Source organism: Paenibacillus sp. EKM211P, from assembly GCF_011066175.1.
GTDB lineage: Bacteria > Bacillota > Bacilli > Paenibacillales > Paenibacillaceae > Paenibacillus > Paenibacillus polymyxa.
Genome location: NZ_JAAMNS010000010.1, coordinates 170,655 through 196,717, shown reverse-complemented (window position 1 = coordinate 196,717; position 26,063 = coordinate 170,655). Strand labels below are relative to the sequence as shown.

Below are 26,063 nucleotides of genomic sequence, written 5' to 3'. Positions count from 1 at the left end.
TACCCATCCCGAACACGACCGTTAAGCCCTCCAGCGCCGATGGTACTTGGACCGCAGGGTCCTGGGAGAGTAGGACGTTGCCAAGCACAAAAAAAGAGCACAGCCTTAATAAACTGTACCCTATAGAGTAGACACTTTAAAAAAGTCTCTCCGTAGGGTACTTTTTATATATCGAGAAAAATGGGAAGTGAAAACTGGAATGAGTAAAAAGACATTTACAGAGAAAGAAATCGAACAGCTTTCTAACAATCTTTATGTTAAGTCAGTTACATCAAAAGGTATTACATATACGGACGAATTCAAGAAACTTTTTATTTCAGAAAATAAAAAAGGCAAGCTACCGAGGGCTATATTTGAGGAATGCGGATTTGATGTACATGTAATCGGACTCCAACGAGTACGATCCTCGGGAAAAAGATGGCGTGCGAGCTTCCGGGAAAACGGTGTCTTGGGTCTGCACGATACAAGGAGCCAATCATCTGGAAGACCCCTTAGAAGGGAACTGACACTGGAAGAAAAGAACGCCAGGCTTGAAGCGCAAAACGCCTTATTAAGAGCGGAGAACGAACTGTTAAAAAAGATCCGTATGGCGGAATGGGGGCTGAAAGACAAGTAGATTGGGCACCTTGCCAGAAATATATTTTGATCCATACCGTTATCCGGAAATACGACCTTCATCGAATGGTGAACCATTTATGCACAATGGCCGGGGTCTCCAAGAGTGGCTATTACAAGTACTGGTCTTCCGAATCAGCGGAAAAGCGGAAGCAACGAGAACAGGATGATGAACAGGTAAAAGAAACGATCCTGAAGGCCTTCCGTTTCAAAAGACGCAAGAAAGGGGCCCGTTCTATCAAGATGATATTAGAGGGCCAGTTTAAGGTTGTCTACAATTTGAAACGGATCCGGAGAATTATGAAGAAATACGGCATTGTGTGTCCTTTCCGGAAGGCAAATCCCTATAAAAGGATGATGAAGGCGACTCAGGAACATCGGGTTGTTCCTAACCTTTTGAATAGGGAATTTAAGCAGGACATCCCCGGCAAGGTGTTACTGACAGATATCACTTATTTATATTATGGTACAGGCAAGAAAGCTTATTTATCAACGATCAAGGACAGTTCAACCAATGAAATACTGGCTTATCATGTCTCAGAGAGAATCACTATGGACCTTGCGACGGACACTCTTCTAAAGCTGAAGAAAAATCGAAGATTTAAAAAAGCAAAGGGTGCCTTTATTCATTCGGATCAGGGAACACATTACACACATCCTGATTTTCAAAAGATGGTTAAGAAAATGGGGTTAAACCAGTCGATGTCTAGACGAGGAAACTGTTGGGATAACGCCCCCCAAGAATCCTTCTTTGGTCATTTTAAGGATGAGGCCTCCATCAAACCCTGTGCGACTATGGAAGAGCTAAGACGTGAAATTGATGACTATATGACTTATTACAACCATTACAGATACCAATGGAATTTAAAAAAGATGACCCCTGTTCAATACAGAGATCATCTTTTTCAAGCAGCCTAGCCCTTTTTAAAATGTCCTTTACAGAGGGTACAGTTTAAATTTAGTAGGTCTTTTTTTTACTAGGCCTTAACTTCATAAGTCACGAGTAAGGCTTCTTAAAATTTTGTGATGCTTTTCAGTATCGTTTTCAGGAATTTCACCCTCATTGGGTAAGGGATTTCCATGTTCCTTTCTGCGGACTGTCATGTCGATAGTCGCCTCATATAGAGTGCGACAAATTGATGCACCCGGCTAAGACGATTTGCAGGAAATTTCAATCCACGCACTCACATGGAGTGCGACCAAAAATAGGGTCATGATTGCCGCAAACAAAATAATTTCAATCCACGCACTCACATGGAGTGCGACAGCGAAAATGCAGTAATTCATACCCTAATGATATCAATTCCTCATATTGTCGCAAAAACTAATGCCAAAGAGGCTTGGATAAAACCTTGACTTTTACTGAAGGTAACTGATTCGAATGACTTTTGACAAATTTCGAGGTGCGAAGGACCCGGGGTTTTTATGTGAGCTTCATATTCGCACCATATAAACTCAGTGCACTTTTCCAATCGTAAGTTTCCTTATTCCCTATACTCTCTACTTTCTTTTTGTAGTTATCTCTCCTAATTAGTAAAAGTGCAATTTGTCTTCTTTCTGGTCTATCAAATCATTGAGTTTATACTTTATGGTCAAATCCGAAATACTATAATATAGGAATAAAAATTCTGTCCTATTTGATTGTACCACCTTCAATACGATTTTCCTCATATCATCTATTGTCTTGTGAAATCCTTTACTATGTATCCAAGTGCTTCCTTTTCTCTATTGTAGCGCACAACAATAAATATAGTAATCAGATATTACTCTGTTCTTTTGTTAAAATTCAAGTTTTGTACACATTCAACAGGATACGGCAAAATCGGAGGTACGAATAACTCGGGAAAATCATGTGAGCTTGGCATTCGCACCAGAAATAACTACTAGAGATCGGATTTTGGAGAGATACTTACTATGGACGACTTGATAAATTTCAAATCAAATCTAAAAGGAAATGCCTGCTTGAGAAGAAGCAGGCATTTCTTATTGATGCAAAAAGGGATAAAAAAATGTAGGTGCCCTTAGTGAAGCATTTTTTTGAGTTGAGAAATCCTTGGTTGAGAAACACTCATTAATTCAGCATACTCTTTTTGTGTCAAGTTAGGCTTTTGATGAATGAGATTCTTTAGTGTTTGTAATAGTTGCTCTGTTGGAAGAGGAGACCTTTTCGGCTCCTTAATTGCCTTTTCGGTCCCGGGCTTGACATGCGCTACTTTCGACTGAACGCCCCTGTCATTCTTTAAGTCATCAATACAGCGTACGCATATAAAGTAATCCTTGAAGTATGTCAATTCGTCGATAGAACCGCACATATTACAGGAAACACCCGTATATCTACGAAACGCTAAGAGACCGTTTTCTTCATCCATAAAAATTTCTATCGGGTCTCCCACATTATAACCCATCGTTTCTCTCATTTCTTTAGGGATTACAATACGACCTAGTGGGTCTAATGGCCGAGTCATACCAATACTTTTCACAGTTAAAATCCTCCTTTTTTTTAATACTATCAGAATTAAGGTCCTTTCTTCTATAGTGAAAAAATAGATTTGTCTATATAAAGTAAATTATTGAGAGGTAAATAAAAAATTCCCAAAGGATAGTATACTTATTTCCAGAATTCGTATCTCACCATTCGATCGTGATATACCATATTTAAATTGATTGATATCCTAAAAAATTACCTTATAAAGGCGTGGTTAATTTGGGTAAAAACAACCACAATACTCGCAGAGATACTTAATTACATGGAAAAAACGATTTAAACATTAGCGATCTAGCCAGGCAGGGTAAAAAATAAACCACGGTATAACAGGTAGAAATATCCTGTCCGTTAGTTCAATAGAAGATAATAGAGACTTCTAGCAGACATGCTAAGGTCTGAGCATATAATCGAAGATTGAGTTCAATGATCCAACGTAACAATAGAGTATACTTATCATTTCAAAAACGATAAGGTTAAAATCCTCAATTTTGCGCGCTCATTTTAGGGATGATAGACTAAAATTAGTAAAAAGTAATTTGTCAAGACCAAAATGTCACTGAAATATATAAATTGTAGAGATATAATACACACAATCTTAGTGATAATAGACAGCTCACCTACTTGTTACATGATAGTGACGAACTGGTATCGTTCCAATCGATGTTTAGGCGCGTTGGAAGGCAAGGTGAGATATAATTCATTCGTAGTGTGCTAGATATAGCAGATGACATGGGGAAGGTGTGTCTATTCTCCTTATTTTCTATATTACCTTACATAGGACCGCCCGAAGAATTCGGTGCAGGTCCTATTTGGCATTAAATTTATAGTTACGAATGTTTCAATGAAGGAGGTTTCACAACAATGAGAGCCTTTATGTTTCCAGGTCAAGGTTCCCAGTATGTAGGTATGGGCCAGAACCTATTTGATGAGTTCCCCAAATTAACATCTATAGCTGACCAAGTATTGGGTTATTCTATAAAGCAACTTTGTTTACAAGATCCGGAGCAAAAACTTGGAAATACTGCTTATACACAACCGGCTCTGTATGTTGTCAATGCGCTCCATTTCGTAAAGACTGTTAATGACCGGAAAATTACTCCAGATTTTGTAGCAGGGCATAGCCTGGGAGAGTTTAATGCCCTATTTGCGGCAGGAGCCTTTGACTTTGAAGTCGGATTAGAACTTGTAAGAAAACGCGGAGAACTGATGAGCCAAGTTAGTCCAGGAGCTATGGCAGCAGTTTTAGGCATGGATGCAAAAGAGATCCGGGCGGTTTTGCAAGATAGCAATTTACAAGGTATTGATATTGCGAATTTAAATACACCTACACAAATTGTTATTTCAGGCTTAAAGCATGAAATTAACGAGTCCATCCGTCTTCTGGGAGCTGCAGGAGCCAGAGGAGTGGTTCCACTGAATGTGAGCGGAGCCTTTCACTCCCGTTACATGGAAGAAGCACAGGAACAATTTAAGAAGTATTTGAGCAAAATTCAGTTTAAGGAGCTTCAATTCCCTGTAATATCTAACGTTCATGCAAGACCTTATAATCCTTCCGATATCAAACGAAATCTGACTGATCAGATGACACATCCTGTAAATTGGACAGACAGTATGCGATATTTGCTTGCTTTGGGAGTGGAGAGCATAGAAGAGATTGGTCCAAAGCAGGTACTAACCAAATTGCTTGACCAGATACGGAATGAAGCAGAACCGCTAGATTTGGAAGCGGAGCAAATTCAGTCGAAACCGCTCGAGGGCGGGAAGATGGTTATCTCTTCCGGATCTTTAGGAAATGAGGAATTTAGAAAGAAATATGGGCTTAAATATGCTTATTATGCCGGGGGAATGCATAAGGGAATTTCCTCAAAGGAGATGGTTATTGCATTAGCAAAAGGTGGACTTATGGGTTTTTTGGGTGTAACCGGTCTGGCTTTTTCAGAGATTGAAGATTCGCTTCACTGGATTAGACAAGAATTGGATGGGGAGTATACGTATGGAGTAAACCTCGCTCATGATCCTTTCGATCCTCAAAGAGAAGAAGCTTTAATAGAGATGCTTATCAAAAATAAAGTAAAGGTTCTTGAGGCATCGTCTTTTGTGAGTATTACTCCAGCCTTGGTGTTATACCGTGCTGCAGGCTTAAGACGAGGGATGGGAGGAAGGATCGTCAGTGATCATAAAATAATAGCTAAGGTATCAAGACCTGAAGTGGCAGAGTTTTTTTTAAGTCCCGCCCCGGAATCATGGATACAAAAACTACTTCGGAGCCACAAAATTTCCGAGATGGCAGCGGAATTACTGAAGAATGTGCCTATGGCTGATGATCTGTGCGTAGAAGCGGATTCTGCGATGTCGGCTGAACAGGGTCCCTCGGAGGTAATCATGCCTGTCATCTGCAGATTGAGAGATCAGTTTATGAAGAAATACGGATATAAGCGCAGGATATGTGTCGGTTTGGCTGGAGGGATCGGGGTACCTGAAGCCGCTGCGGCATCTTTTATAATGGGGGCTGATTTTATTATGACCGGCTCAATCAATCAGTGTACTGTTGAGGCAGGGACAAGTAATCAGGTGAAGGACTTGCTTCAGCAAATGAAAGTTCAAGATACTGCTGTAGCACCTATCGGGAGGTTATTCCATATTGGAGCCAAGGCTCAATTTCTGAGAAAGGGAGTGTTCTTCCCGGCAAGGGCCAATAAACTATACGAATTATTTAAATGCTATGACTCGCTAGAGGAGATAGATGACCGACACAGAAGTACGCTTCAAGACAGGTATTTCAAGCGCAGTTTTGAGGAAGTTTTTGAGGAATTGAGGCAAGTGCACTCACATGAAGCAATAGCTAGGGCTGAACGCGAGCCAAAGTATAAAATGTTGTTAGTATTCAGTTGGTACTTTGATCTCTCTGAAAATCTGGCTTTAAGTGGAAGTGAAGGCCAAAAGGTGGATTACCAAGTTTACTGTGGGCCAGCCTTAGGCGCTTTTAACAGATGGGTGGAAGGTACAGAAATGGAATACTGGCGGTATCGGCATGTAGTCAGCATTGCTGACAAGCTAATGCAGGAAACAGCTATGATTTTAAATCAACGTATAAGAAACTTATATGGTAACTGACTACCCGCTAACAGGTAGTTTGGGGAGGGATAACATGGGGAAACGGACACTGAACTTGACGGATGAACTGTATAATTATTTATTAAGCGTTTCGTTGAAAGAGCCTCAACCAGCTCAAAAACTTCGGGAAGAAACTAATCGTATGCTGTTGTCTGCTATGCAAAGTCCGCCTGAAGAAAGTCAATTTATTGCATTGCTTTTAAAATGGATAGGGGCTAAGCGAGTATTGGAAATTGGAACTTTTACAGGTTATACGACATTGCTTATGGGTTTGGCTATGCCCTCCAATGGACGGATTATAACATGCGATATTGATGATAGGTGGCCTAATATGGGAAGGAGGTTTTGGGAGGAAGCTGGAGTAGACTGTAAGATCGATTTTCGCCTTGCTCCAGCATTGGAGACCATGGATAATCTCTTATCTGGAGATTATGCTAATTATTTCGATTTTATATTCATTGATGCAGATAAGGAGAATTATTGTAACTATTATGAACGCGCTATCCGAATGGTTCGACCGGGGGGCATGATAGGTGTAGACAATGTGTTGTGGGGTGGTAGTGTCATTAATGTCCAAAATCAGGGGCCGGATACAAGAGGGATTCGAGAAATCAATAAGCGTATTTACCAAGATGATCGGGTCAGCATGAGTATGTTGCCTATAGGAGACGGTCTAACGATTGCTATGCGTGAAATATAAATCTGAGGAGTGTTGTGTCAATGGTTCAAAGTGATGTGCTACTGGTTCATGCTGATAAGAAACCGATGCCGGGAATTCTGCATCCAACACCAAACCAAGTCTATCGAAATGCCCGGGTTTCTATTGAGAAACGCAATTTATCCAAGCTGGACCCGGATAAAATCCGTTTAGAGATGTACTATGTAGGGATATGTGGGACAGATTTACACCTTACTACAAATGATCCGCACACAGGCTATATTCGATGCACAGCTCCTCTGGAAATCCCAGATAATGGGAGAATTATAGGGCATGAGGGTGTAGGTAGAATATTAGAGGTAGGGGAACATGTTAGACATCTACAAGTTGATATGCTTGTGACACTGGAATCTATTATGGTATGTAATGTGTGCGAATCGTGTAAGAAAGGAAAGTTCAATCAGTGCAAACAGGCCAAATTAATAGGATTGGAGCACGACGGATTGTTCGGAACGGTTGTTGATGTTCCTTGCTCAATTGCTCACAACATTACGGATCGTGTGAGAAACGAACAAGATCTCATGGCGGCAGCATGTATTGAACCTGCAGGAGTTGCTTATGTGGGATGTGAGAATGCGGAGTTGAAGGCTGGCGAAACTGTTGTTATTTTTGGGGCTGGTCCTATCGGTGTATTAAGCGCTATGCTTAGTAAACAAGTATTTGGTGCTTCGCAAGTTCATGTCGTTGAACCTTTGGAGTTTCGACGTCAGTTCGCTAAGAAGTGGGCGGATCATGTGTACACTCCTGAAGAATTTTTTAAAGCTCCGCCTCTTAAGATCGATGTTGTTTTTGAGTCGTCAGCTTATGTAGAAAACGTCAATCATATATTTAAACATGTTAGTGAAAATGGGCGTATAGTCTTGCTTGGAAGAAGAGGAGTCCCGTTGGAAATTAACGGAGTGGACCATATGATTACGAATGAAATATCTGTCAAGGGATCGCGTGGTCATTTATGTGGCGCTTTTGCCCAAATTTTGGCTTTACAAAAAGCAGGGCGAATTCACTTGGAGGAAATTGTTACGAACGTCGTAGAGGATTTAAAGGATATCAAAAAGTTTCTGGAGCATCGTGAACTGCTGGAGAGAGAAAATTGCAAGGTGGTTATTGACCTTCGTAAGCAAATGGTGTGTAAAGGAGGTAAATGAATGGTAGTGGATATGGCTAAGTTGTTGGCTACCGACAAAACGCATTTTTATAAAACGGAGCACGCTTACATGTATCACACTTCTTTTAATAGTGAGCCATTCTTACGCTCCGTAACACGAAAAGAGCAGCAAGAATATATAGGTTTACATCAAATGGATCTAGAATCATTTCTAGATGCCATGCTTCTTACATCTGTTGAACTTACCCATCAATGGCTTGTGGATCAATACAAGGACGAAGTATCTTTGTCGGTAGCCAAGCAATTGTATGCTCAGTATTTACCTAAGTCGTTTCACGTACCTTCTGTATATATAGAGGAATCTGTAGGTGCATGGGAGATGATTCGTCTTTTCGAACTATCTGATGCGCAGTGGGATTCCGTTCTTTTATTATGTCAGGCATTGAAGGTTTACCCACAGCATGTAATGGTTGCAATGATAGCGGCCTTTTTTTATACAATTGCTGATAATGAAGTGAAAGTGGGATTTACAGTAGGAGGAGAGAATCAAGAACGGCCTGTTTGGTTAAACGGTTTTGTCACTGATAATCAAACCTTTAAATCCCTTGTAAAAGAAGTGAAAGCTCTTCTTCCCCTAGAAGAAGAGCTTTCACTATATCATTTATGGTTCAAAATCCCTAGTATTTCAATGGATGAGGAAAGATATGGAGACTTGCCGGATGCTGTGGTGTCCATGAGAAAAGATGGTTCCGCGTGCTTTGGTGGGGTGAAATACTCTTCTATGTTGTTTGATTCCTTGTCTGTGGAACTTATAGTAAAACATGTAGGAAACTTTCTCAGTAATTTGCTAGAGCAACCGGAAGCACGTATCAGAGATGTATCCTATATGGATTCAGAAGAGCTGGCATTTATTTTGGGGTGTTCAGGGGATGAGAAAGTTGTATCCAATGAAGATTCATTATATACAACATTTCTTAAAGTTGCAGATGTTAAACCGGATGACATTGCCGTCATTTGTGAAGATCCCAGTGGTCTCAGCATCAGAATGACCTACAGGGAACTATCAGATACAGTTGATCGTGTAGCTCATCGCATAGAAAAATTGAAGCTTGGGCCAGCCTCATGCGTTGGAGTTTATGGAGAAAGATCGATTTACAGCGTCATATCTATGTTAGCTCTTTTTAAACTAGGTCTTACGTATGTACCGTTAGATATCAGCTATCCGGAATCGAATTTGCATCATATTATTCAAGATGCTAGTCTAACATTAATTTTGACTCTTGAGTCGCATGTACCTTTTTTACATTCAGTCAATATTCCGCATTTAGTTCTGGATGTAATAGAAACGGATTATGAGGATGAAGACAGCTATCTTAAAGCGATAAAGGATTACAGCAATGAATCACTAAGAGCATCGTTTATCATGTACACATCGGGTTCAACGGGCATGCCCAAAGGGGTTAGACATCATCAGCAACAACTCATTAATTTTTTCAACCATATGTGGACCAAGTACCCTTTTATAGAGGGGGATTGTAGCTGTCAACGAACTAGTATGAATTTTATGCCGTCGATGTGGGAGTTTTTAGGAGGGCTGTTACAGGGAGTTCCTACCGTTATCATGTCGGATACAACGGTAAGAGACCCAGGTAGATTAATTCACGCTTTGTATAAACATGAAGTGACTTATTGTACGATGCTTCCGTCCATGCTGCGTCGAATCTTTGAAACATCGGAAGATTTGTCTTGCCTCAATCGTATTCGGGTTTGTATGACGGTCGGTGAACCTTTTACATTTGATTTATACAAGTTGTTTGTAAATTACTTTCCTGACGCTACACTTGTAGTAGACTATGGTGCTACAGAAGTCAATGGAATTATGCAATTCTCAACAGGGGATTGTGATTCTTCGTCGGATCAGATGCCATGGTTCAAGCCTATCACAAATGTTAAAACGTATATCTTGAATCCCTCCATGCAATTATGCCCTGTGGGGGTGCCTGGAGATTTATACATTGGTGGTGTGTCTCTAGCTGTAGAGTATGTGAATCTGGAGGAGGAAACCAAAGCAAAATTCATTGAAAATCCTTTAGAGAACACTGCTGAAAAGCGATTGTACAAAATGGGGGATATGGCCCGCTATTTGCCTGATGGGAGGATTCAATTGCTCGGGAGACGGGATAATCAGGTGAAAATCCATGGAATCCGAATAGAACTGTCTGCCATTGAACATATTCTTGCTGAAGAAAATCGAATTAAAGAATGTACGGTGGTAGCAAAGGAAATAAGGGATGGTACCAAAAGATTACTGGCCTTTGTCGTTATTGCTGAGAACTCTAAGTTAACGGACGATGAGATAAGGGCAACAATGAGTGTAAAATTACCGAAGTATATGATTCCGTCCACGTTCATTCGGGTGAGCGAATTACCACGCACCCCAAGCGGGAAGATTGATCGTCAGAAACTGATGCGTATGGACGAGCCTTTGTTTAAACGTTCTACGGGAGTATACGGTAAAAATATGGAGCATGTACTGATTGAAATGGCCGCTGGGATTCTGGGAGGAAATGAAGGGGAAATTAAGGCACATCATAAGCTTTATGAAATCGGCTTTGATTCGATGACAATCGTGGATTTTATGAACCAAATAAAGTCAACATTCAAAGTGAAGCTAGAGGTTACCGATTTATACGATTATCCTAGTATTCAAGACCTTGCGGCATTTCTTACATCAAGAGGGGCATCATTGGAGACGTGCTTTGATTACTCTTTTGGCGAAGTAAACACCTCTCAAAAGGCAGAATCGTCTGGTTGTGAGTATGTGGAAGATGGATTTAAGATCGCAGTTATTGGGCTCTCATGTAAATTCCCAGGAGCTCAAAATGTCCATGAATATTGGAATAACCTGGTGAACGGAGTTAGTACTATTACTGAAATTCCTAAAGAGAGATGGGCTCTAAATTCATTCTTTGATCCGGATATGAAAAAGCCGTTTCGGTCAGTGAGCAAATGGGGAGGGTTTATTGATGGCATAGACCTGTTTGATCCTGATTTCTTTCATATTTCTCCCAGAGAAGGAGAGATGATGGACCCCCAGCATCGTCTTGTTCTTGAAGAATGTTGGAAGTCACTAGAGGATGCAGGGTATTCTGATAAAAAATTAAATGCAGAACCTGTGGGTGTTTTTATAGGGGGAAGAACAGGGGGGTATGATCAGCTTATTCACGACCGAAAAACACCTCCAGACCCATATACGACGATGGGAAATGATAACGCTATTCTGGCAGCAAGGGTTGCGTATCATCTTAATTTAAACGGTCCATGCGTTACTGTGGATACTGCCTGTTCTTCATCTCTTGTTGCTATACACTTGGCTTGTTCCAGTATTCGTTCCGGTGAATCTAGAATGGCTATTGCCGGAGGAGTATCCATCATTACATCACCTACATTGTATTATCAATCCTCTAGCATGGGGATGTTTTCCGACACCGGACAGTGTAAAGCCTTTGATAATGATGCCAATGGTATTGTACCTGGGGAAGGAATAGGGATCGTCATATTAAAAAGTTATCAAAGGGCTCTAGAAGATGGAGATCATATTTATGGAACAATTGTTGCATCTGGTATGAATCAGGATGGAAAAACAAATGGCATTACCGCCCCAAGTGCCGCGTCCCAGCAGCGTCTCATACAAAATCTTTACGAACAATATCAAATTAATCCAGAGCGAATTACATATGTTGAGGCTCATGGTACAGGAACCAAATTGGGTGATCCCATTGAAGTTAAAGCACTCACGGGCGCCTTTCGTAACTGGACATCCCATACAAATTATTGTGCAATTGGATCGGTCAAGACTAACATTGGCCATACGATAACGAGTTCTGGGGTGGCAGGACTTATTAAAGTTCTAATGGCTATGAAGAATCACAAAATACCGGCTTCACTTCATTTTAATCATCCCAATGAGCATATTGATTTTGCTCAGAGTCCTTTTTATGTGAATACCTCACTAAAGGAGTGGAAGAAATCGGAGGGGGAGCTACGGCTTGCGGCAGTAAGCTCATTTGGCATCAGTGGAACGAATGTCCATATGGTTATTGAGGAAGCACCTACCCTTGTTCCGAATAGTGGGGAGACTTTGCCTTATCACATTATACCTCTTTCCGCTAAATCTGAATCGGCTTTAATGAGAAAGATCGTTGAGCTTTCGGAATGGCTAGATCAGGAGGGGGCTTACCACACCATGGAAGAGATTAGTGGTACGCTTCAAAGCGGTCGAAGCCATTTCCACTACCGGGCTGCATGCGTTGTCACGGATGTTCGTGATCTGAAGCAGAAGCTGGCATTACTTATTAACGGGAGATCTGATTTGTATCTCTACACGAATAGGGAGGGGACCTTTTCTTCATCCAAAATGGGTGAAAAATCTGCGGATCAGTTATGGCAGAAATTAACGAGGGATGAACTTGATCTCATCAGCTACAAAGAAGCAGCGGGAGAAGTTGCACTATTTTACACGCAAGGACATGATCTCGATTGGGAGTTGCTTTCACATAAGCGTCCCTCCCGTCGCATTTCGATGCCTGTGTATCCATTCGACCGTCAGCGTTGTTGGCTTCCTGAAGAGTTGCAGAAACCACTGCGCTCACTTCAGCCATTTTCATGGGAGAATGTATCTACATTAAAGGGACAACAGTATCAGACGGTATTTCACGCACAGAACCTTGAAATAAAGGAGCATATTATTGGTGATGAGCCTGTATTGCCTGCGGCAGTCATATTGGAAATGATCAGGGCTGCCGGTTCACTGGCTTGTGAACAGACAGTTTCGAAGATCCATTCGGTTAACTTTAGAACAGCTGTCAGCTTTGATAAGACAAGCAAGAAAATACGAATCGGATTATCGGATGAGAATAATTTGATTAAATTCGTGCTGCATGAGGAAGGGGAGACTGGAGCCATTCTGGTTTGTCAGGGATGGCTAGAGACACTGGCAAAGGTGGATTCTCCGGCTAATTCTGAGCCTCTGAAGGCCATAAGGGCAAGATGTAACCGATCCATAACGGCTGAAGAGTTATACTCATCATTTGCAGAGAAAGGTATGAGATATGGCGCAAGTTACCAGGTTGTAAGGTCTGTTTCGTACAATGAAACAGAGCTGCTAGCCTTGCTTGAGCTCTCACATGACCTGCAACAAGACGATTCAGTTTATACAATATTGCCGCAAATAATGGACGGGGCTATGCATGCCATGGAAGGTTTGGACGTTTTGCGTCAAGCCAATTCCCCTTATGTTCCTTTTTCAATAGGTTGCCTGGAACTTTATGCGCCTCTATGCGATCACTGTTATTCTTACATTCATCTGAAACAAGATCCTGAAGTAAGTTATGATACGCTTAAGGCGGATATTGAAATCACCAACGATCAAAACGAGTTGCTTTTAAGGATACGTGATTTTGTAGTTAGACCCTTAGAAGGAGCAAAGCTTATTGCTCCATCACCAAGTAAAAGCAAAACAGATGAGGTTCTGCTGCTCGAGAATTACTGGAAAGAAAAACAATCTGTGCAAGGCAAAAAACTCAAAAGCTTGCTAGTGTTCATGCCTGATGATCCATCCGACTTACCCCTGCCATTTTCTGATCAACCTGTTTTGAGGGTTAAGCGGGGGCGTAAATTTAAAGAATTATCCGAGGATCTTTATGAAGTGGGGCAAGATGATGAAGACTATGCCCAGTTGATTAAGGTCCTGATTGAGCGTTCGTTTGAAATCAGCGATATTCTTCATTTATGGGCATTGGATAGGGGAGGATATCATGAGACGTCCATGTGCATGGAATCGGGAATTTATTCTTTGTATATGCTGGTAAGGGCTATAATGCACCGAAATAATGGAATAAGCAACATCCGTTTAACTTTCGCTTATTCCAATGGATTTAACGATGCTCTTCCGTATTATGCGGGAGTTACAGGTTTTTTGCGCACGCTTTCGCTTGAAGATCCACGATTTCAAACCAAAAGTGTATGCATTGATCCTGAAGTGTGGAAAGAGGAAAAGAGTGGGTTATTAAAGCTGTGGGAGGAACTATACGACACTTCAGAGGAGCGTGAAATCCATCTATCGCGGCATGATCGATGTGTTAAACGATTAAGGCCTTTTCAAATTACTGCTGAAAAGATGCAGTATCGCGGAGTTTATATTATCACTGGGGGAATGGGGGGGATTGGATATCAGCTGGCTCTCCATTTGTTAGCCTCTCCAGAGAGTAATGTTATATTGATCGGTCGTGAAAAGCTTGTAGGAAAGAAGCTAGCTCGATTTGAGCAACTACGTTCTTTTGGTAATAGAGTTCAGTATTTTCAAGGGGATGTAACCAACTACAAGGATTTAAGAGGAATTTTACAAAATGGCAGGGAGCAAATGGGTCCAATTAAAGGTGTGCTTCATTGTGCTGGTGTGACTCATGATGGTTTGCTTTTTCATAAGGATCGTCAAACCTTTGATAAGGTGTTAAATCCGAAGGTTCGGGGAACGCGCGTTTTAGATGAATTAACAGCCTCCGATCCACTGGATTTTTTTGTTATGTTTTCGTCTATAGCCTCTTTGTTTGGTCATATCGGCCAAACTGACTATGCCTATGCCAATCGCTATATGGATGAATTTGCAGCATTGCGGCAGACAAAGAGTAGGGATGGTGAGAGATCCGGGAAAAGCCTTTCGATCCATTGGCCGTTCTGGAGCGAGGGAGGTATGAATCTTTCTGCCGAAATAAAAAACAAGTTGCGACTGAGAAATGGAATGACTGAACTGGCTAGCCAGCAGGGGACTGCTGCTCTTGAAAAAGCATTGTTGCTGCCTGAATCATTGGTCACCGTTTTGGTGGGCGATTCCTCTCTTTTGATGCAAACGATTGTTCATCAAGGTTCTATGCTAACGAACGAATCTCAGGAGAGTGCGCCTGTTAACGTCGAATCATCTCGTCAAGACCAGGCATCACAATATGCTAATACACTGTCAAGGGTCTCAGCACCCGAGTTACGTAAACGGGTAGAGAAACTTTTAGCTGGTATAGTATCTAAAGAAACACATTTGCCGATGGCGAAATGTAACCCCCAGAGAGGCATGGATGAATTTGGTTTTAATTCTTTAATGATTATGAATATGACCGAGAAGTTGGGTCGTCATTTCGGGCCTTTGTCCCAGACTCTCTTTTTTGAACACCGAAATCTTGGAGCTTTTGCGGAATATCTGTTGAAGACATATCCAGATAAAGTTGAAGGATTGTTCAAAGATACGATGGATAAAACCGACACAAGCTCGACATTCGAGCCCACACTATTAAGTTTGCAAAATATAAAAGAAGATACGATTATAAAAGCTCAGCCTGCAGAGGAGAACAAAATTGCTATCATCGGCTTAAGCGGGCATTATCCAATGGCACGGACATTGGAGGAATATTGGAACAATCTTGTGACTGGAAAGGATTGTATTACCGAGATTCCGGAAGATCGTTGGGATTTCCGAACTTTTTTTGACCCCGATAAAAGAGAAAAAGGGAGAAGCTATACCAAATGGGGGGGATTTTTGGACGATATAGATAAGTTCGATCCACTCTTCTTTAACATTTCTCCCAAGGAAGCCGAATTGATGGACCCGCAGGAGAGATTATTTTTGCAATGTGCCTGGGAAACGTTAGAAGATGCAGGCTATACGAGAAAACGTCTGGAGACCGCTAAAGTAGGTGTATATGTCGGGGTCATGTGGGGGCAATACCAGCTTTATGGTAGCGATGATGCCCCAGTAGAAAAACCAACTTCTAGCTATGCTTCTATCGCTAACCGTGTTTCATTTGTAATGAATTTTAAAGGTCCGAGCATGGCAATAGACACAATGTGTTCTTCTTCCTTGGCGGCACTTAAGTTAGCTTGTGACAGTCTGATTCGTGGTGAAACGGACTATGCCTTAGCTGGCGGTGTGAACATCGCTTCCCATCCCAATAAGTACATTCTGGTCAGTCAAGGGAAATTTGGATCTACTGATGGTCGTTGTCGCAGCTTTGGCGAAGGAGGGGACGGATATGTACCCGGTGAAGGGGTAGGGACAGTCCTTCTAAAACCACTGGGTAGGGCCGTTCAAGACGGCGACTATATCTATGGGGTTATTACAGGTGCGGCTCTAAACCACGGAGGCAAGACAAACGGTTATACTGTTCCAAGTCCAGTATCTCAGGCAAGCGTGTTGAATGAAGTATTTCATCAGTCCCAAATTCATCCACGAACAATCAGTTATCTGGAAGCCCATGGAACGGGTACGGCGTTAGGAGACCCGATTGAAATTAACGGTATTTCTAAGGCGTTTAGTGAATTTACCGAGGATAAAGGCTTTTGTTCTATTGGTTCTGTCAAATCCAATATTGGTCATCTTGAATCTGCCGCAGGGATTGCTGCACTTACGAAGGTATTACTTCAGATGCAACATCGCTTACTGGTTCCGTCCATTCATTCTGATAAGCTGAATCCACGAATTGATTTTGCGGGAAGTCCGGTAAGTGTTCAGCGTGAGCTTGCTGAATGGAAGCAGCCTATGCTGATGGAGAACGGGACGATGAAAGTATATCCTCGACGCGCGGGAATCAGTTCCTTTGGAGCTGGAGGCTCCAATGCGTTTCTAATCGTTGAAGAATTTATTAATGATAAGCCAGAACAGGCTAATGATATATCTAATTCCCGTGACGAACCTGAATCATTAATTGTTTTGTCAGCAATCAACAAAGATCGTTTGTTGGCTTATGTAGAAAAGTTAAGGATGTTTTTGAAAAAGTGCAGTGCGGAGAGAAATAAAGTATCTGATACTACGTATGCGGAGCATAAATTACTTGATTCAATGACGGTGTGGATTGGAGGGGAAAGAAATCAATTTAGTGTGGAAGACCAGCTCGGGGATTTCTTGGGGAATGCTACTGATCTGATTCATTTTATATCTGAGATCAACAGAGAGTATAACATAGAGATCAGCTTGCATGAGGTAACGACCAGCCTCACCATTAGGGAGCTGGGGAGACTTCTTCTTAAGAAGATGGAACATAATAACGTTTTGGAAGTAAATACGTTGTTCCAAACGAGTAGTATTAATTTTACACTGCATGATCTTGCTTATACTTTGCAAATCGGGCGCGAGCATTTTGAGGAGCGCCTAGCTATAGTTTGCAAAGATTTCAATGCTTTGGATAAAGCTTTGGAGGCTTACCTTCAAGGCAAAGAAAAACCGGGTCTATACCGAGGTACTATTTCGGATGATATAGCTGAGACTGGTTCGTCCATAGTCGAGGAAAATGGAGAGTCTTCACTCCTTTGGTCTCAGGATCGGTTGGAGATAATCGCAGAAATGTGGACGAAAGGGATGAACATTCAATGGGAGCGTTTACAAATAGGAAACGAACATTCTTTGGTACAACTTCCGACGTATCCCTTTGACCTTGAAAGCTATTGGATAGATAACGCCAGTTCAGAAGCAAAACTCAGAGATGACATGGTTAGAAGATTGCATCCGCTTATTGATGCAAATGTGTCAACCTTTGCTGGTATGCTTTATGAGAAAGTATTTAATAGAAGCGAAGAGTATATTAAGGACCATATAATTCAAGGGGATCATTTAGTTCCGGGTACAGCCATGATAGAAATGGCAAGAGCAGTTGGGGGATGGTCGAAGCCTGGAGGGGCAGTTACAAAGATTCAAAATGTAGTTTGGCTCTCTCCGCTTGTGATCACAGAAGAGCCCCAGTGTACGAACATCAGCCTGAGCCCTCTTAAGGATCAAGATCCAACTACAGAATTTAATATTTTTTCTGTACAACAGGAGACTCCCATCATACATTGCAAGGGAACACTTGTTTATGGAAATGATCCTAGAGGCGACGAACGGCTGGATCTTCACGCTATTCGTACGCGGTGCTGTCACAATTTATCCAAGGATTTTTGTTACTCAAGTTTTCAGAAATTAAATTTCCAGTATGGAAGTAGTTTCAAAAACTTGGAAGAATTGTATTATAACGAAAATGAGGCGCTTGCTTTCATAAGCTTGTCCGAGGAAATTGAATGGAGCGATCAAGTTTGGCTTCATCCTGCTCTACTAGACGGAGGGTTACAGTCGGTAATTGCACTTACTTGGAACGAAGTTGAAAACGAATTAAGACTCCCGTATATGATTCGCGAAATTGAAATTTACAAAAGTTTAACAAGACAATGTTATGTTCATACCGTAAGACAGCCAAAAGGGTATTCATTTACCATGACAGATCTACATGGCCAAGTTCTGGTTCGTGTAGATGGTCTTTCCTTCAGACATAAGGATGATTCTCCAACGGCTATAAAAAAATCCAAAGAGATGATTTATGTACAGGATTCTTGGATAACAGCCGAGCTGGAGGCGCCTGTCTTAACAGCACAAGGAAACTTGCTCATTATAGATGAAGATGGGCAGTACCCACATCTAAAAAATGAAATTAGTAAATATTATAAATCTGTCACTTGGATACATGCAGGAGGTTCAGGTGAGCAAACGAGCTTCGGATTGGAATTGAACCTAGACGATCCGGATAATTATCAAAAGATTTTTGAGATGTTTCGTAAAAAAGATATGTCGTGGACTCATATCATTTATTTGCAGGGACATAGGCATGGAGCGAAGCCAGATCAAGCTGAACCGGAACTTGTGCATAGACTGGCATTGCGTCTGCTTTACTTCACCCAAGCGGTTGAAAAGGGGACGATAGGTCATGTTCGAGTCCTGCTTGCTTATGTCAATTCACGTTCGGAGTGGGAGAGCGTATGCGCAAGCGCCTTTGTTAAAAGCGTTTGTATGGAGAACCATCGGATTATGTATAAAACGGTCTGTATTGACGATTCAGCGCTGCAGATTGCCAAAGTATTGCATTCCGAAGTTGTTTCTATCGGCGAAGCATTTCAAGAGGTCGCTTATAGAGATGACAACCGAAAGCTTCGAGTTTTGGATGAAGTGGATGCCACCGATCTTCGTATATCTTCCCCTGCTGCTTCTTTAAATAAGAAGAGAGGCAGACCTGTATACGTTATTACTGGTGGATTAGGTGGTATAGGACTTATTATCGCCCGATATTTGGCAGCTAGTCGTGCTTGCTCGCTTGTGTTGGTAGGACGTTCAGAATTGACACCAGAAAAGACGATAGAGTTGGAAGAACTACGTAAGATTGCCATAGACGTATTGTATATGAAAGCCGATATATCAAACTACTCAGAAACGGTAAGGCTATTTGAGTTTTTTAAGAAGCGTTTTGGCCAAATTCACGGTATTGTTCATGCCGCTGGGGTGACGAACGATTCTCTGTTAACGAATAAAACAGGCATAGGGCTAAAAGCGGTGCTTGCCGCAAAAGTAGATGGTATTATTCATCTGGATAGATTGAGCAGGAGAGAGCCTCTTGAGTTTTTTGTGGGTTTCTCCTCCATTGCTGCTGTAGTCGGGAGCCAGGGACAGGCTGATTATGCTTTTGCTAATCGTTTTATGGATATGTGGCTAGAGCGAAGACAGCACCATGTTCGTGCAGGAAATTGCCAGGGAACTTCATTATCCATTAACTGGTCTTTATGGGAAGAGGGAGGCATGGGAATGCATGCCGATCTAAAGCGAAGAATCGAGAGTGAGACAGGCATATCCACCTTGCAAACCGAAAACGCTTTAAAGGCGTTTGAGATGTTGATAGCTTCCGATTACCCACGTGTAACAGTTATTGAAGGATGGGGCATTCAGGTTCGGGACTGGATGCGTCGTTCGTTGGGCGAGGATCATTCGGAAGTCGCTATATCATCAATAACGACAGATATGATGGAGCCTTCTCTCTTAAAGCGTTTGGTTTCGTGGGTTAAGGGGGTAGTTTCCAAGGCGACGAAGGTTCCGGTGGACAGAATCCGTAATAAAGACACCTTTGACAAGTATGGAGCTGACTCAATTATGTTGATTGAGATGGGTCTTGAGGTGGAAAAAGCATTTGGAACAGAAGCTCGAAGCGTTTTTATCGAGTTTTCAACGGTATATGATGTGAGTGCTCATTTGCTGGGGCATTATCAACAACGAGCGCTCTCTTTTTTGGAAATACAATCGACGGATGTAAGCAAAAACATCTCCAATATCCCTGTTACCAATCTTTCAAGCTTTTCTTCCGAGACTTCTGCTACAGAGGTTTCTTCTCCATCTATAGAAAAAGAGGCAGCGGTTATTGGTTTAAGCGGAAGATATCCCGAGTCAGACAACACTGAGCAATTCTGGAATCATTTAATTAAAGGGGAGAGCTGTATTAGGGAAGTTCCAACCGAAAGATGGAATGCAGATCAATATTATCAAAGAGCTTCAAATGAGCTTGACCCTTTAAAAATCTCGGGTAAATGGGGGGGCTTTATTCGAGATGTCGACCAATTCGATCCGTTATTTTTTAATATCTCTCCCCGTGAGGCCGAAAATATTGATCCTCAAGAGAGAATTATGCTTGAAGTGGTTTGGCATGCTTTGGAAGAGTCAGGATATTCCAAGGCCAAACTGGCTGAAGTTGAAAAAGAAGGAGGACGCGTGGGCGTTTTCATCGGAGCGATGTACCAACCGTATCCTTGGGTAGCAAAAGATAAACTTGTAGGGGCTATTCTTTCTGGTAGTTCTTACTGGTCCATAGCCAATCGAATATCTTACTTTCTAGGAATTCATGGTCCTAGCATGGCGGTGGATACTGCATGCTCGTCTTCACTTACAGCCCTACACCTGGCCATGAATAGCCTCCGTTCCGGAGAATGCACTATGGCAATTGTTGGAGGAGTTAACTTGAATCTCCATGCTTATAAGTATGTAGGCTTATCACAGGCGAAGTTGCTTGGCAGCAGCGACCGTAGCCTTAGTCTGGGCGACGGGGACGGTTATCTGCCAGGTGACGGAGCTGGTGCTGTGGTACTTAAAATGTTGGCAAAAGCTGAAGCGGATCATGATAGAATCCTATGCAAAATTAAGGGTAGCGCTACCAACCACAACGGGAGAAGCAGTGCATACAAGGTTCCTTCTAGTGAAGCGCAGGTGGAATTAATACAGCGGGCAATGGAAGATGCAGATGTTACCCCCGATACCATATCGTATATTGAGACAGCTTCTAATGGGTCCTCATTGGGAGATGCAGTCGAAATCGATGCAATAAAGAGGGTATTTCAATTCTGCCGTAGTGAGGAAACCGCGTGTGCAATCGGATCTGTCAAATCTAATATAGGCCATCTGGAAGCAGCATCTGGTATGTCCCAGTTGACCAAGGTTATATTGCAGTTTGTCCATAGAAAACTGGTTCCGACCTTGCACGAAGATAGCCTTAATCCTCGAATTGATTTGAAAGATACTGTTCTTCACATTCAAAGGCAGGTGTCGGACTGGTACCGTCCGAAAAGAAATGATGATAGTGGAATCAATTTTGAAGTTCCGTTACGCGTACTGATAAACGGATTTGGCGCAGGAGGAACAAACACGGCACTTATTGTAGAAGAGTATCTGCCTAAAGTAAAAGCACCTGTAACGGATAGTAGTGATGGGCCCTTTTTGTTGTTTTTTTCAGCCCTAAGCGAGGAGCGTCTAGCAGTTCTTATTGATAATTTCTATAATTTTTATAGTAAAAATATGATTTCTCTTTGCCTGAAGGATGTAGCTTATTCCCTGTCTCGTAGGGAGCCTATGGAAGAACGCCTTGCCCTTGTAGTACAAAATCAGTCAGCAGCATTGGAAGCTCTGGAACGAGCGCGAAATGGAGACTTTGCTGGTCCAGACATTTTCCAGAGTAGATATAAAACGGGAGTTTCGTATCATACCGTGCAACCCATTCAAGCAACAGAAGATGATTTACGCATGGTGGCAGAACATTGGGTGCATGGTGGTGAGGTGGACATGGAACAACTTTATTCGCCGTTGGCTTGTTCACTGCTGGATCTGCCTTTGTACCCCTTTGAGCGTGAAAGGTATTGGGTTGAAACCGATTCATCGATGGACGAATCATTGCCCATACAGACGAATAGCTCTAGGCATACTGTTCAAGGCATACGGGCTTATTTGCTCGAGCTGCTTTCTTCTTTGTTGGCCTTAAAAGTGGAAAAAATTCAGGTCGACCAAAAGTTTGACAAGTATGGAATGGACTCCTTGGTAGCTTTGCGAATGATAAAAGCTATTGAGAATACCTATGGTGTATCAGTCACTTTAGCTGAGTTTTTTGATTGTTTTACCATTGAAAAGCTGGAGAGAGTTTTACTGGAAAAGGGGGCAGCACCCCATACTAGGACTTCCTTTGATTATTATTTAAGTAATATGCTCTTGTCATGTATCGAAGAAGGGAAACTCTCATTGGATACGACATTGAAATTAAAAGAAGTGGTTACATCATTTGTTGAAAGAGGTGAGATGGATGATAGAGCATGACATCTATCAGAAATTCTCTAAAGGTCAACTTAAGCGTGATGAAGCTCTGGAGTTGTTACTCCAGACGAACCGAGCTCAACCAGTTAAAACGGAGTTAACCGAGGGACAAAAAGGGCTGTGGCTGGAATGCCAAATGTCTCCTGAAAGTTATGCGTATCATACGCCAGGGGCATTGTTCGTATCTCCTAAAATAAATTTACAAATATTACAGCTATCCTTAGAATATATGGTTTCATTTCATAAGGTCCTCCGTACGGTAATGGTGCCTCGGGATGAAGAATTTTTTCCTTTACAGCAGACAGAAGCCTTCGCTACCCCTGTAATTAAACGAGTTCCAATCATTGCGAAGACAAAAGAGGACCTCACACAGCAATTATGGGTTGAAATCAAGAAGCCATTTAATTTTGAAGATGGGCCTCTTTTTCGGGTAAGTCTTTATGATGTTGAGGGAGGTAATAGCATCTTATTGTGTACCTTCCATCACATTGTGTTGGACGGGATATCATCCCAAATTTTTATGAATGATTTGAAGACATGTTATGATGCAATTCGAATAGGTGACATTCCTCTGTTACAAGCACGACGTGCAGACTATTCTGAATATATTCAGTACGAACAGAATTATCTGAAAAGCGAGAAGTCTAAACAGGACCGAAATTTTTGGCTAGATAAGTTATCCAAGGAAGCACCGTCTTTAGAGCTCCCTGTGATACAAATTTCATCTTCTGTCCCTTCTTATGAAGGGACAGCTTTTTCCTTTTCGATTGACGGAGAACTGCTCGCCGGTCTTAAATCCATAGCTACCTCAAAACCAGTAACGTTATTCTCCACCATGATGGCAGCCTACCAATGGGTGCTTTCACGCTTCAGTAATCAGCATGATATCTCTATTGGAACTCCGGTTGCGGGCAGGCCGGATATTCGTTTTGAAAATGTGATAGGACATTTCATGAATATGATTGTAATTCGTAGTGAAGTTGATGGTCATGACACGTTTCTCTCGTTGATAGAGAAAGTACAACAGACAGTGCTCTTATCAATTGAACATAGTCAATATCCATATTACAGATTGGTACGTGATTTTCAGCAACTTCACTCAACGGGCAAGCCCATTTTGTTTCAAGCGGCTTTTTACTTCCAAAACTGGATAAAGAATGAGCCAGACGATATGTTTTTAGAGCCAATTCATAGTATCCACCAACTTGGAGAGTTTGATTTGACACTGGAAGTAATAGAGCATAAGGATGGATGCCTGTTCCATTTGAAATATAATCCTGAATTATATTCAGCTAAAACGATAGAATCCATAGCCTCTTGCTATGTCCGGGCGCTAGAAGCAATCGGGAATCAGATTCATACTCCTTTATCTGATATTTCTTTATTGTCTAAGGAAGAATCTCAAACGATTCTTTATGAGTGGAATGATACGCGTATTGACTTTTCTCAACATCAAACTTTCCTTGACTTATTTATAAATCAGGTAAAGAAATCACCTGATTCTGTTGCAGTAGTATGTCAAGGAGAAAGCCTTACTTATGTTGATGTATTTCAACGAGCTAAGCAAATTGCCTTATTCTTGCGTATGAAGGGAGTCGTAAAAGGAAGCTTTGTTGGAATCTATTTAGAACGTACTCTGGATCTTTTGCCTGCTTTGATCGGTGTACAAATGTCTGGTGGTGTATATATCCCACTTGATCCTGCGTACCCTCAAGCTCGACTCTCAGATATGTTTAAGGAGAGTTCACTTTATTTTGTACTAACGCATTCCTCTATATATCGAAAGTTACCAAAATTCGATGGAACGATGTTATACGTGGACAGCATCAGGACCCATCCGTTCACTCAAGAAGAATTGGAACCGATTGAGTCTGTAGTTTCAATTGCACCGGAAGATCCGGTATATCTCATATTTACATCAGGATCAACGGGCAAACCCAAAGGGATCATCATCAATCACCGAGGCTTAAGCAATTTTCTGTGTTCAATGGCTCAACGACCGGGATGTACCTCTGAAGATATGCTGCTAGCAGTGACGACCATATGTTTTGATATCGCAGGGCTGGAGTTATATTTACCTTTAATTGTAGGGGGAAAACTGGAAATCGCAACAGAAGAGATACAAAGAGATGGTATTCGATTACTTGAAACTCTTTCGAAAGGCGATATAACCATAATGCAGGCAACACCGGCTACATGGAAAATGTTACTTGCAGCAGGCTGGAATACACCGCTGAATTTAAAAATATTGTGCGGTGGCGAACCGTTGAGGTACGACCTGTCCAATCGTTTGCTTCAGTTAAGCTCTGAGCTATGGAATATGTACGGACCAACTGAAACAACTATATGGTCCTCCATTGACAAGATGGAGACGGGCAGGAAAATCACAATTGGTCGCCCTATCGCAAATACCCAGTTCTATGTTTTGGATGCTGCTTTAAAACCTGTACCCATAGGTATGGTTGGGGAGTTGTATATAGGTGGTGATGGAGTTGCTACGGGTTATTTGAATCGGGATGAGGAGACGAAGCAGAGCTTCTTGACTAACCCCTTTCTAAATGATTTTAGTTCAAAAATATATAAAACAGGGGATCAGGCCCGCTATTTACAAGACGGTACAGTAGAGTGCCTAGGGCGTTTGGATCATCAAGTGAAAATTCGGGGTTTTCGTATTGAAATAGGTGAAGTTGAGGACGCCATACAGCAAGTGGAGGGGATATCCCAAGCTATTGTAGTAGTCAGAGAGGAAGGAGACGATAAACAATTAACTGCCTTCTTAATCCCTGACAACCAGGAGCATCCACCTGATATATCAGTTTTACGGGAGGAAATCACTTGTTTATTACCGAGTTACATGCTTCCTGCTCTGTTTGTCTATGTTACAGGCTATCCGATGACACCTAATCAGAAAGTAAATCGGACACTACTTATCTCCATGGATATGATAACGCTCCAACAAATCTTTGGCATCAAACCCTTGGCAGTAAAGGCGAAAAGGTGCGAGATGCAACAAACTGTTATCTCCAGAAATCCGTCTGAGGCATTACAAGGTTTAGTCGAACGTCAAATGGTGTGCTTTATTTCTGATATGAAGAAACTGCCACCTGAAAGTCTGGATGTACATGCTAATTTCGGTTCAATGGGATTTGATTCTATTTCGTTTACGAGTCTTTCTGTTGCGATCAATAAGCATTACGATGTGAAAACTATGCCTACGTTATTTTATACGTATTCTACGATTCATCGTTTTGCCCACTATCTGAGTGTGACTTATTTTGATAAACTGGCGTACATTCACTGTGACGAACTTTCCTTGACCACACGGCAGGGGGAAAAGGAGTCGTTAAACGAGAGTTGTTCTGCGAAGAGCTCGGAAATAAAATATATAGCCTCTCCGTCCGGTGAAAAGGACATCGCAATTATAGGAATAAGCGGAAAACTTCCAGGATCACCTGATTTAGGTGTTTTTTGGAATAATATTATAAAGGAAAAAGATTTAATTACGGAGATTCCTGCAGATCGATGGGACTGGACTCACTTTTATGATAAAAGCAATGAGGACCCG

7 protein-coding genes and 1 rRNA gene (1 of these 8 only partly in view) are annotated in these 26,063 nt (G+C 41.8%); 7 read left to right on the top strand and 1 reads right to left on the bottom strand.

Features of this window, described 5'->3' with window-relative positions; all coding sequences use genetic code 11:
• Positions 1-86, top strand: a 5S ribosomal RNA gene (rrf, locus tag G9G57_RS15730); the annotation flags it as partial.
• Positions 87-199: 113 nt separating this feature from the next.
• Positions 200-1,533 (top strand): IS3 family transposase gene (locus G9G57_RS15725; protein ID WP_226888907.1). Its coding sequence is split into 2 segments (ribosomal slippage): positions 200-590 and positions 590-1,533, totalling 1,335 coding nucleotides; the frame shifts between segments, so codons are not numbered across the junction.
• Between the two features lie 1,103 nt (positions 1,534-2,636).
• On the opposite strand, the gene G9G57_RS15720 is transcribed toward G9G57_RS15725, so the two are convergent.
• Positions 2,637-3,095: an AbrB/MazE/SpoVT family DNA-binding domain-containing protein gene (locus G9G57_RS15720; protein WP_044787464.1), complete on the bottom strand. Its 459-nt coding sequence runs from the start codon at positions 3,093-3,095 to the stop codon at positions 2,637-2,639.
• Positions 3,096-3,961: 866 nt separating this feature from the next.
• Here G9G57_RS15720 and fabD point away from each other — a divergent pair.
• The 5 genes in view from fabD to G9G57_RS15695 are tightly spaced (at most 34 nt apart) and all read left to right on the top strand, a layout consistent with a single transcriptional unit that may run on beyond the window.
• The gene (fabD, locus tag G9G57_RS15715) at positions 3,962-6,214 is read left to right on the top strand and encodes an ACP S-malonyltransferase (RefSeq protein ID WP_164965187.1); all 2,253 of its coding nucleotides are present in this window, start codon (positions 3,962-3,964) and stop codon (positions 6,212-6,214) included.
• A gap of 34 nt (positions 6,215-6,248) precedes the next feature.
• The gene (locus tag G9G57_RS15710) at positions 6,249-6,914 is read left to right on the top strand and encodes a class I SAM-dependent methyltransferase (protein WP_044787460.1); all 666 of its coding nucleotides are present in this window, start codon (positions 6,249-6,251) and stop codon (positions 6,912-6,914) included.
• Between the two features lie 20 nt (positions 6,915-6,934).
• Complete coding sequence (locus tag G9G57_RS15705; protein WP_044787459.1) at positions 6,935-8,077, top strand: zinc-dependent alcohol dehydrogenase; 1,143 nt, start codon at positions 6,935-6,937, stop codon at positions 8,075-8,077.
• A complete protein-coding gene (locus tag G9G57_RS15700) occupies positions 8,078-22,501 on the top strand; it encodes an SDR family NAD(P)-dependent oxidoreductase (RefSeq protein ID WP_164965186.1) in 14,424 nt (4,807 codons plus the stop codon).
• Positions 22,488-26,063, top strand: partial view of a non-ribosomal peptide synthetase gene (locus G9G57_RS15695; protein ID WP_164965185.1) — the start only. The gene runs 11,790 nt beyond the window's last position; 3,576 of the gene's 15,366 nt are visible here — the first part of the coding sequence; the start codon lies at positions 22,488-22,490; its stop codon lies beyond the right edge, outside the window. The genes G9G57_RS15700 and G9G57_RS15695 overlap by 14 nt, the downstream gene beginning before the upstream one ends.